The organism is Limosilactobacillus vaginalis DSM 5837 = ATCC 49540 (assembly GCF_000159435.1).
GTDB lineage: Bacteria > Bacillota > Bacilli > Lactobacillales > Lactobacillaceae > Limosilactobacillus > Limosilactobacillus vaginalis.
This window is the reverse complement of record NZ_GG693415.1, coordinates 127,884-138,715: the sequence shown is the minus strand read 5'-3', so window position 1 is coordinate 138,715 and position 10,832 is coordinate 127,884. Positions and strand designations below refer to the sequence as shown.

The following is a 10,832-nucleotide window of genomic DNA, read 5'->3' as shown; positions in this document are numbered from 1 at the left end:
CGCACTCTTTCTCTAATAATGCTTCATCACTCGTTCCATCTCGCGGTTGGCTTCGCGGCGCTTGATGGATTCACGTTTATCGTATTCGTGCTTTCCTTTAGCGAGACCGAGAAGGACCTTTGCATAGCCGTGTTTAATGTACATTTTTAACGGAATAAGGGTAACTCCCTTATCCTGAAGAGCACCGGTCAATTTATGAATCTCTTTTTTGTGGAGAAGCAGTTTGCGATTACGAAGTGGATCCTGATTGAAAAAGGTTCCATTATCATATTCACTAATATGAACGTTCATTAACCATGCTTCGCCATTACGAATCTGAGCAAAGCCATCTTTTAGGTTAACCCGGTGTGCTCGTACAGATTTAATCTCCGTCCCCGTTAAAACCAGACCTGCTTCATAAGTGTCAGTTACAAAATAATCATGACGGGCCTTTTTATTTTGAGCAATTAAATTATCGTTATTTTCATGTTTTTTGGCCATGGAATCCCCCCATCAGGTCAAAATATTAGTGTCGACGTCGATGATGTCCTTCAATATCACGAGAATTGTTGTGGTGACGAGTCTGTCCACGATTTATTTGTCGGTTATTTCGATTACCGTTTTCGTGACCATCGTGTTTCCACTTTCCTTGTGTATTCCGGAAGTGACCATCATTTCGCTTATGACCACCATTACCGTGACCGTGCCGATTATTTCCCCGACGACCGCCACGACGATCATCATTATGGGGAACCCGAATCTTGGTTGTTGGTGCTTCTTCAGGGTTAACTAATTGGAAATCAACTTCACGTAGATCCTTGTCAACCCGAACTAGTTTAACCTTGATTGGCTGACCAATTTGGAAAATTCGGTGGTGACTACGACCAATTAAAGCCAAGTGCTTTTCCGAATATTCATAGTAATCATCATTCATAACACTGATGTGGACGAGTCCTTCAACAGTATTCTCTAATTCAACAAACAGGCCGAACTTCATAACTGAACTAACAACTGCATCAAAGGTTTCCCCAACATGGTCCTCCATGTATTCGGCCTTCTTCATGCTGTCAACATCACGTTCAGTATCAATTCCCCGGCGTTCTGTAAATGACGTATGCTCAGCAATCTCTGGCAGACGGTCACGCCAGGCAGCCTTTGCGTCCTCACCTTTACCATGCTTTTCATACCACTTGATTAAACGGTGAACCGTATCATCAGGGTACCGCCGAATTGGTGACGTAAAGTGTGTGTAGTATTTTGCACCCAGACCAAAGTGACCAACTTCTTCATCAGCATACTTTGCCTGCTGCATACTCCGTAACATCATTACTTGAACCATCTGTTCTTCCGGCTTTCCGGCAACCTGTTTCAAAACATTTTGAAGCATTTTTGGCTTAACATTATTAATGTCACCATGAGCATTGATTCCGAAGACGCTCAAAAATTCAAAGAAGGACTTTATCTTCTCATTATCAGGTTGTTCGTGGATCCGATAAAGGAACGGAACATGCTCCTTGTAATAATGTTCAGCAACGGTTTCGTTAGCAGCAAGCATAAATGATTCGATCATCCGCTCTGCTAATCCCCGTTCCCGAAGTTGAATATCAATTGGGTGCCCCTGATCATCGACAATGATCTTTGCTTCCGGTGCCTCAAAGTCAATTGCACCCCGGCGTTTCCGTGCATTTAACAGGATCTTGTGAATGTCCCGCATGGTTTCAAACATCGGAACTAAATCCTTGTACTCAGCCATTGTCTTAGCGTCATGGGATTCTAGGATCCGATTAACTGCCTTGTAGGTCATTCGCGCGTGGGAACGCATTACACTTGGAAAAATCCGGTGCTTAATAATCCGTCCTTGCTCATCAATCTCCATTTCACAGCTCATTGAAAGCCGTTCCTCACCTGGATTAAGTGAACAAATACCATTAGAAAGCCGTTTAGGAAGCATTGGTACTACCCGGTCAGTTAAGTAAACTGAAGTCCCCCGCTTAAATGCTTCCTTATCAAGGGCGGATCCAGGCTTAACATAGTGACTGACATCAGCAATATGAACTCCAAGATGATAGTGACCGTTATCCATCTTCCACGCAACAACCGCATCGTCCAGATCCTTGGACTCAATTGCATCAATTGTTACTAATGGCTGATCGGTAATGTCTACCCGACCCTTCTTTTCTTCAGGAAGGACTTTCAATGGAATTTTATTAGCTTCATCCATTACCTCTTGAGGGAATTCATGAGGAACGTCGTGGGCATAGATCACCGAAAGAATATCAATCCCCGGCTCATCCTTATCACCAATCACTTCGTTAACCGCACCAGTCATTACTTGCGGTGCCTCATCATCAGGATAGGTAGCAACAGTTGCGGTAACTACTTGGCCATCCATCGGTTTTAATCCCTGATCATTGACGAAGAACCGGTAGTTAGATAACTTTTTATCCTTTAGAAGAATTTCACCAATATAATCACCGACAGTTTCCTGCTTAAATTCACCAACGATCTGATCGTAGTTATGTTCAACAATTTTAACCACTTGGCCTTCAGGACCCTGGTCACTCCCTGGCTTAGCGGGACGAAGAATTTTTACTTCAACCTGATCCCCATTTAAAGCGTGCATTGTATGATCAGGATTAATGTACATGTCCGGTAATTCAGGATCATAGTCAACAAAGCCAAAGCCCTTATCATTAGCATGGAAAGTCCCGACAATTGCTTGGGGCTTAATCACAGCCTTAAATTCTCCGCGATCAGTCACTGTCACTTTCTTCTCACGTTCAAGTTCGGCTAATGCTTGAACAATTGGCGTAAAGGAATCAGCATCAGCCATCTTTAATGCCCGTCCTAGTTTTTCAGCCGAAAAACTAACATTGGCATTTTCCTTTAGGTAATCTAATATCTGATCTTTTAATTTCGTTTTTGTTGTCATATTACACCTCGAATGTTTTTTGTAGGAAGTCAGTAACGTCAGCGAATAACTGTCGGTGGGCATTGTTAACGGTAAGGACATGACCAGCCTGTGGATAGTAATGATAATCAACTGGAGTTCCTTGGGCTAATAACTTTTCTGCTAATTCTTTTCCAGAATGAGGATTAATCATTTCATCCCGACCACCTTGACCAATAAAAAATGGCTGGTGAATTTGCTCCAGGTGCTGATCTATTTCCCGGGTCATTTCGCTAATAGCAGTTAATTGTTTCGGCAACAATTGATTAATTTTTACAATCCGTTCGTTAATTTCTTGGGAACTTAATCCTGCTTTCTTATAATAAGCAGTTGCTAATTGTGGGAAAAATTGCGGAACATTTGATTGTCCCCAAGTAGTAACGGGAGACGCAAAAACTCCCCCGCCTACTAGGGTTGAATCATTCTCTAATGCCTTGGTAGCTAGTAATCCCCCTAATGACAAACCGAGGATCGCTATCTTCTCCATTCCCATATCCTTTAATCGCCGAATCGCAAATTGCGTATCAGTCCACCAATCTTCTGGACCGCTTTTTTCTAAGACAGTCAGTGGATCGCTCCCATGCCCAGTAAACACTGGAGCATAAATCGTATAATTCTGCCGTTCCAGGTGCCGTGCGAGCATCCGCATATCAGCACTACTACTCGTATATGAATGTAATAGAATAACCCCAAAACGACCGTGCGGAAATAAAAAGGGCTTCCCCGAACTAACTTCCATTATTTCTTACTCCTTAAAATAAAAAAGGCCTCCTGAATGCATGATACAGGAGGCAGTGCCGCTTTAGTGTGATGAAACAAAAACCAAGGCCAAAGCTAGGATAAAAAAGATCGCCCCGCAAATCGTAGTAACAACCTGCATAACGGCTTCAAATCCACGAGCCTTGCGCCGTGAGAATAAATCTCCAGCTCCACCTGTTAAAGCAGACATTGCATCATTATCGTTCTTAGCTGGTTGCATCATTACACATGCAATCAGAACTACACAATCTATTAAAAATAAAGTCATTAATGTGTTATACAAGGATTTTTCCTCCTAATAATTGCCCACTATATCTAGTACAGAATACCATACTCTTTGCCTAATTTCTACATTTTTGGTGCATGAGATGACCGTTCCAAAATTTCCTGAAGTTTATTTTTGTCGGAAATATTTGCTTGGATGAGCAAGGTATCACCAGCCAGAAGAACTGTTTTTCCATTTGGAATAATTTTATCTTCTCCACGATAAATAAGGGAAACAATACAATCAGCTGGCCATGAATAATCAGCTATTTGGCATCCATCAAGTTCTGATCCCGGATAAATTGTTACCGAAAGCGTCTCTTGGTGGAGTGGCTTTTTATCAGTGCGTAGTCCGATAAAGTTTTCAAACATTTCGGTATAAACAGGTCTACCATGTAAAGCGTCAACCACGAGATAGGCAATAATTGAAACCATCGCTAACGGCATCAGGTGTGCTAACGAACCCACCATTTCTGTAATAAGCAGGATCGCGGTAAACGGAGCCTTACTAATGCAAGCAAAGTAACCGGCCATTGCGTAAATAATGAAATTGGGGAGGTATCGCGCGGGGAGAGTTCCCACTTTAACCATTAATGTACAGTAGACTGCTCCCAAAACCGCTCCTAAAGTCAAAATCGGCAGGAAGATTCCTCCAGGCAATTGACTTCCGTAGCTAATCATTGAAAAGACAAAACGAAGAACAAACAAGCCGATAAAAAGAGTTAGGGAGAAAGGCAGTAATCTTAACTCAGCAATTAACTGGTTCCCACCACCAAGAGTATAAGGAAGATACCAAGCAACCGGGATAACTAAAAGAAATGGGATAACTGGATATGCTGAAGGTTTAAGCCATGTTAACTTCCCTGACCAATGATCAAGTCGCAAGATAACGATCTGATAAAGCCGGCCAAGAAAACCAAGGGCAATTCCTAAAATAATTAAATGCCAATATAAGCCAACCGGCAATTCATATTGATAGGGAACATTTAACACTGGCTTGAGGCCAAAGATGGTCATGGAAACCATATTTGAACAAAGGGAACTAATAAAGGTTGCCAGCCAAATTAATGGCGAAAAATTATGATAAACTTCCTCCAGAATAAAAATGGTACTTGCAATCGGTGCATTAAACGCTGCCGCTAATCCAGCAGCCGCACCACTAGCAATTCCGACACGACGATTAAGCGAATTAACGTGAGCCGTTTCAGCAACCCCCTGACCAATCGTTGCACCTAATTGAATTGACGGTCCTTCACGGCCAAGAAACAGGCCAGAACCGATGGCAAAAATTCCGCCAAGATACTTCCGCCATAAAACCGGCCACCATTTTTCGTCAAATTGGCACTTTAACTGACCTTCGACCTGGGGAATCCCGGATCCTTTAATATTTGGATACCGTTGTGCAAGCTGTCCCAAAATTAAGGCGAGAATTACCGAGCCAATTGCCCAATAAATTAGTCCCGTTGGATGATGATGAAAATACGCAAAACTCGCACTAACGAATTTCAAAAAATGTTGAATGATTAACCGAAACGTACTAACCACTAACCCAGTCAACAAGCCAATAATAGCGGCACGAATCATTTGCTTAAATTGGTTATCCTGGTTAACAATTACTTCCTTATTCATTATTTCTCCTAACTTTCCCCTAAGATTCACCCCAGTATTGTACTACATCTCCAAAGAAAAAGCAGGTAATGGATAGTGATTAGTCCAAAACCTGCTAGTTAAGATCTTATTCAGCTGTTGTTCTCTTTAAGCCATGACGAATCAGGTAAACAATTGTTGCAACGATCAGGACAACTGCCCCGACAATAACAGAAATTCGGGTGTCCGGATTAATGAACATAAAGATCACAATCACGATCAGCATAATAAACGCAAAATAGTTAGAAAATGGGTAAAGGGGTAATTTGAATGGGTGATCCGTCATTAAGTCTGGGTTATTTTTCCGGAAACGCAACTCAGCAAGCAGAATAACAAACCACGGAATCATCCCCGGTAAAACGGACGAACTAAAGACAACCACAAACATATCGGAAGTTGAGTGATTATAAATCGAGGAAATCATATCAATGATAAACCCAATTAAAATTCCCCCAGAGATTCCAAGAATTGCTGCATCAGGGACAATTCGCTTAGAAAGACGACCAAAAATCTTTGGTGCATCCCCTTCGTGAGAGAGCTTAAACAGCATCCGGCTTGAACTGTAAATTCCAGAGTTAGCACCGGAAAGGGCTGCAGTCAGTACCACAAAGTTAATAATTGATGCCGCGGCAGTAATCCCCACCTTGGCAAAAGTTGATACGAATGGTGAGCCAACACTGCTTAACTTGTTCCATGGGTAAATCGTTACGATAACAAAGATTGCCCCAACATAGAAAATCAGAATCCGGAAAAGAACCGACTTAACGGACTTAATAATTGCTTCTTGCGGATCAGCGACTTCACCAGCAGAAATTCCTAGCAATTCAATTCCTTCATATGAACCAACGATGATTGACATTGAGAAGAAGAAACCGCTAATTCCACCCGTAAAGAAACCACCATGGGCCCAAAGATTACTAAAGCCAGTTGGGTGACCACCATTACCAAAACCAAAGAGGATTACCATGAAGCCCAGAAAAATCATGAAGATAATTGTAATAACCTTGATCATCGCAAACCAAAATTCTAGCGAGCCATACGCTTTAGCACTAGCAAGGTTTGCTAATACCAAGAAGATAATGATCACGATTCCGGCAATCCAGGTATGCATGTGCGGCCACCAAAATTTCAGATATTCAGTTGCCGCCACAACTTCTGACATACCAACAACAATATATTCAAAAACATTAGCCCATTTAGCAAGGTATCCTGCAAGCGGATGAACATATTCAGTTGCGTAATCCGCAAACGATCCCGTACCTGGATTAATGTAGATCATTTCTCCGAGAGCCCGCATAACAATGTAGAGGATTAAGCCAACAAATGCATAAGCCAAGAGTACCGATGGCCCGGTCCACTTAATTGTTGACGTTGAACCCATAAATAAACCGACACCAATTGCCCCACCTAAGGAAATCATTTCCATTTGGCCAGCGGTCATTGATCGCCGTAACTTTGGCGCAGAATTTTTCATTAGTATCAAATCCCTTTCTCAAATTATAACTTTTCAAATTATATTATATGAATCACTGATTGCCAAGAACTTTTCTAATCATTCTCTCATTATTAACTAGTTAAGCAAATAATAATTAACTTAATTAAGAAAGAAAGGCCACTAACGTAATAAAAACAACTAAAATGGCCAGTTGAACAAAAAATAGACCTTCCACAGTCAACTAAGATTGACTATGAAAAGTCTATTATTCTTTAACGTTAAACTAATTAACGGTTTTCGATGTCTTGACGAGCTTGTTCACTCAAGTTGTAGAAGGAGTGGATACCCTTGTATTGAGCAACGTCACCAAGTTGGTCTTCAATCCGCATTAATTGGTTGTACTTAGCAAGACGGTCAGTCCGGCTCATAGAACCAGTCTTGATTTGTCCAGCATTAGTAGCAACAACTAAGTCAGCGATGGTAGTATCTTCAGTTTCACCTGAACGGTGTGAAACGATAGCAGTGTAACCAGCTTCCTTAGCCATTTCGATAGCTTCAACAGTTTCAGTCAAAGTACCAATTTGGTTAAGCTTGATTAAGATTGAGTTAGCAGCACCCATCTTAATACCCTTCTTAAGGTAGTCAGTGTTAGTTACAAAGAAGTCATCACCAACAAGTTGAACCTTCTTACCAAGCTTGTTAGTAAGAGTTACCCAGTCATCCCAGTTATTTTCATCAATTGGGTCTTCAACAGATACGACTGGGTACTTTTCAATGATTCCTGAAAGGTAATCAATGAATTCGTCAGTGGTAAATTCTTCACCAGTTGACCAACGAAGCTTGTACTTCTTGTCTTCGTCGTTCCACAATTCTGAAGCGGCAACGTCAAAGGCAATTGCAATGTCCTTACCTGGCTTGTAACCGGCATCCTTGATAGCCTTGATCAAGTATTCGAATGGTTCTTCGTTGTTAGCAAAGTCAGGAGCAAATCCACCTTCGTCACCAACAGAAGTTACCTTACCAGCTGCTTCCAATTCCTTCTTCAAAGCGTGGAAGGTTTCTGAACCCCAACGAATTGCTTCACGAACAGTTGGTGCACCAACTGGCATGATCATAAATTCTTGGAAGTCAACCTTGTTATCAGAGTGAGCACCACCGTTGATAACGTTCATCATTGGTGTTGGCAATACGTGAGCATTGAAACCACCAAGGTAGTTGTAAAGAGGAACTTGTAATTCGTCAGCAGCAGCACGGGCAGCAGCAAGTGAAACGGCCAAAATAGCGTTAGCACCTAACTTACCCTTGTTTGGAGTACCGTCTAACTTAATCATTGCCTTGTCAATTGCAATTTGGTCGGTAACTTCCATACCAACAATTTCCTTAGCAATAACGTCGTTAACATTAGCAACGGCCTTTAATACTCCCTTACCGCCAAAACGGTTCTTATCACCGTCACGTAATTCAACGGCTTCATGTTCACCAGTTGAGGCACCTGAAGGTACGATTCCACGGCCAACACCACCAGCTTCAGTATATACTTCAGCTTCAACTGTAGGGTTACCACGTGAATCAAGAACTTCACGTGCATAAATATCTGTAATAAGTGACATTTGATGAATCTCTCCTCTGTCTTAAATTCGATAGCAATCGCGCTATTTCATTAATATTGTATTATTTTGTGCAACCAAAAACAAGCATTTAGTGGTTAACTAATTTTAAAAATGTTTCAGGATCCAGGCTCGCACCACCTACAAGAACCCCATCAATATCCTGACTTGACATTAAAGCATTGATATTACTAGTTGTTACGCTTCCTCCATACAGGATTCGAACATCATTAGCAACGTCATTCCCATACATATAAGCTACCGTCTGCCGAATTAGGTAACACCCCTCTTCAGCCTCATCAGGGTCAGCGCTCTGACCAGTTCCAATTGCCCAACTTGGCTCATAAGCAATTGTAACGTGCCTAATTTCGTCGCTTGAAAGTCCCTTGGCATCGTAAAGAATTTGGTTTACAACCCAATGAACTTTTTTCCCTGCTGTTCGTCGTCCCATTGTGTCATCACAGCAAACGATGGGACAAAGATGGTCTGCTAACGCTGCTTTAATTTTTTTGTTGACGATTTCGTCAGTTTCATGAAAATACTTCCGACGCTCCGAATGTCCAAGAATCACATGGTGAATTCCTGCTTGGTAAAGGGCGTATGGGCTTGTCTCACCGGTATATGCACCCTCATTTTTATAGTAGCAGTTCTCAGCAGCAATTTTCAGTGGAGAGCCTGCAGCAGCTTCTTTCATTGAAACTAACGATAATGTTGGCCCGGCTAGTGCAGTTTCCAACTGTTCTGCTGGTGGTAGCTGATCCTTTATTTTTTTAACAAAATCAACTGATTCAGCTACCGTTTTATGCATTTTCCAATTGCCAGCGATAATTGGCACCCTCATCAAAATCACTCCTTTAAACCGCAAAAAGCAGAATGGTCCCGTTTCAACCATTCCGCTTTATTATATATTACTTTTCAGAAATTGCAGCAATTCCTGGCAAAGTCTTACCTTCAAGGTAGGTTAATGAAGCCCCACCACCAGTAGAAATGTGGGTGAGTTGATCAGCAACACCTAATTGCTTAACAGCGGCAGTAGAGTCACCACCACCAACAATTGTGGTTGCATCGTTCAAAGTACCAAGGAACTTACCTACTTCAAGGGTTCCCTTAGCAAAGTTAGGCTTTTCAAAGACACCCATTGGTCCATTCCAAACAACTGTCTTAGCATCCTTCAAAACATTCTTGAATTCTTCAACAGACTTAGGGCCAATATCAAGAGCCATCCAGCCATCGTCAATGTCGCCTTCAACAACCTTAGTGTTGGCATCGTTATCAAACTTGTCAGCTACAACATTGTCAATTGGGAGAACGATCTTATCGCCAGCCTTATCAAGGATCTTCTTGGCAACATCAATCTTGTCTTTTTCAACAAGTGAGTCACCAGTCTTAATACCCTTAGCAGCGTAGAATGTGTAAGCCATTCCACCACCAATGATAATCTTGTCAGCCTTGTCAAGAAGGTTATCAATAACACCAATCTTGTCTGATACCTTAGCACCACCAAGAATAGCAACAAATGGACGTTGTGGATTATCAACGGCGTCACCTAAGAACTTGATTTCCTTTTCCATCAAGAAGCCGGCAGCAGCCTTACCTGGCATGTTAGTAGCAATACCAACATTAGAAGCGTGCTTCCGGTGAGCTGTACCGAATGCATCGTTAACGTAAACGTCACCTAATGAAGCCCAGTACTTACCTAATTCAGGATCATTACCAGATTCGCGCTTTACGTATTCGCCGTCCTTAACATCTTCATAACGGGTGTTTTGAACAAGCAATACTTCGCCGTCCTTAAGTTCGTTAATAGCATCTTCTAGTTCCTTACCTTCAGTAACTGGAACAAACTTAACGGGCTTGTCGAGTAATTCAGAAAGACGTTCAGCAACAGCCTTCAAAGACTTAGCAGGCTTGTCTTCTTCCTTCTTAATCCGGCCAAGGTGTGAGAACAGAATAGCCTTACCGCCATGTTCAATAACGTACTTAATAGTTGGTAAAGCAGCAACGATCCGGTTGTCATCTTCAACCTTAGTACCGTCGTCACTAATTGGAACGTTAAAGTCGACCCGCATTAAAACTTTTTTACCACTTAATGGTAAATCTTCAACAGTTAATTTTGCCATAAATTATGTTTCCTCCTTCTCTGTTAAGAAAAAGGGTGGTCGGAGTCTCCTCCTCCCACCTTTTTATACCG

9 protein-coding genes are annotated in these 10,832 nt (G+C 41.9%); all 9 read right to left on the bottom strand.

The features are described from left to right. Positions 1-12: 12 nt before the first annotated feature. The gene (gene smpB, locus HMPREF0549_RS07165) at positions 13-480 is read right to left on the bottom strand and encodes an SsrA-binding protein SmpB (protein WP_003717609.1); all 468 of its coding nucleotides are present in this window, start codon (positions 478-480) and stop codon (positions 13-15) included. Positions 481-505: 25 nt separating this feature from the next. Continuing rightward, the gene (rnr, locus tag HMPREF0549_RS07160; protein ID WP_003717608.1) at positions 506-2,911 is read right to left on the bottom strand and encodes a ribonuclease R; all 2,406 of its coding nucleotides are present in this window, start codon (positions 2,909-2,911) and stop codon (positions 506-508) included. Position 2,912: 1 nt separating this feature from the next. Continuing rightward, on the bottom strand, positions 2,913-3,668 hold the full coding sequence (locus HMPREF0549_RS07155) for an alpha/beta hydrolase (RefSeq protein ID WP_003717607.1): 756 nt from the start codon (positions 3,666-3,668) through the stop codon (positions 2,913-2,915). Between the two features lie 63 nt (positions 3,669-3,731). After that, positions 3,732-3,971, bottom strand: coding sequence for a preprotein translocase subunit SecG (gene secG / locus HMPREF0549_RS07150; protein ID WP_040531604.1), 240 nt, complete (start codon positions 3,969-3,971; stop codon positions 3,732-3,734). A gap of 65 nt (positions 3,972-4,036) precedes the next feature. Then, positions 4,037-5,581, bottom strand: coding sequence for a ClC family H(+)/Cl(-) exchange transporter (locus HMPREF0549_RS07145; protein ID WP_040531601.1), 1,545 nt, complete (start codon positions 5,579-5,581; stop codon positions 4,037-4,039). Positions 5,582-5,687: 106 nt separating this feature from the next. Further along, positions 5,688-7,073 (bottom strand): amino acid permease, encoded by a 1,386-nt coding sequence (locus HMPREF0549_RS07140; RefSeq protein WP_040531598.1) that lies wholly within the window; start codon positions 7,071-7,073, stop codon positions 5,688-5,690. A gap of 248 nt (positions 7,074-7,321) precedes the next feature. After that, entirely contained in the window at positions 7,322-8,644 is a 1,323-nt protein-coding gene (eno, locus tag HMPREF0549_RS07135; protein ID WP_003717603.1) for a phosphopyruvate hydratase, read from the bottom strand. 88 nt (positions 8,645-8,732) lie between these two features. Further along, the gene (gene tpiA, locus HMPREF0549_RS07130; RefSeq protein ID WP_040531596.1) at positions 8,733-9,482 is read right to left on the bottom strand and encodes a triose-phosphate isomerase; all 750 of its coding nucleotides are present in this window, start codon (positions 9,480-9,482) and stop codon (positions 8,733-8,735) included. Between the two features lie 67 nt (positions 9,483-9,549). After that, the gene (locus HMPREF0549_RS07125; protein ID WP_003717601.1) at positions 9,550-10,761 is read right to left on the bottom strand and encodes a phosphoglycerate kinase; all 1,212 of its coding nucleotides are present in this window, start codon (positions 10,759-10,761) and stop codon (positions 9,550-9,552) included. Positions 10,762-10,832 lie beyond the last annotated feature (71 nt).

What these genes read in the sequence shown, in the direction of transcription:
- smpB (WP_003717609.1), bottom strand. Translation starts at nt 480, where the DNA reads ATGGCCAAAAAACATGAAAATAACGATAATTTAATTGCTCAAAATAAA.
- rnr (WP_003717608.1), bottom strand. Translation starts at nt 2,911, where the DNA reads ATGACAACAAAAACGAAATTAAAAGATCAGATATTAGATTACCTAAAG.
- HMPREF0549_RS07155 (WP_003717607.1), bottom strand. Translation starts at nt 3,668, where the DNA reads ATGGAAGTTAGTTCGGGGAAGCCCTTTTTATTTCCGCACGGTCGTTTT.
- HMPREF0549_RS07145 (WP_040531601.1), bottom strand. Translation starts at nt 5,581, where the DNA reads ATGAATAAGGAAGTAATTGTTAACCAGGATAACCAATTTAAGCAAATG.
- HMPREF0549_RS07140 (WP_040531598.1), bottom strand. Translation starts at nt 7,073, where the DNA reads ATGAAAAATTCTGCGCCAAAGTTACGGCGATCAATGACCGCTGGCCAA.
- eno (WP_003717603.1), bottom strand. Translation starts at nt 8,644, where the DNA reads ATGTCACTTATTACAGATATTTATGCACGTGAAGTTCTTGATTCACGT.
- tpiA (WP_040531596.1), bottom strand. Translation starts at nt 9,482, where the DNA reads ATGAGGGTGCCAATTATCGCTGGCAATTGGAAAATGCATAAAACGGTA.
- HMPREF0549_RS07125 (WP_003717601.1), bottom strand. Translation starts at nt 10,761, where the DNA reads ATGGCAAAATTAACTGTTGAAGATTTACCATTAAGTGGTAAAAAAGTT.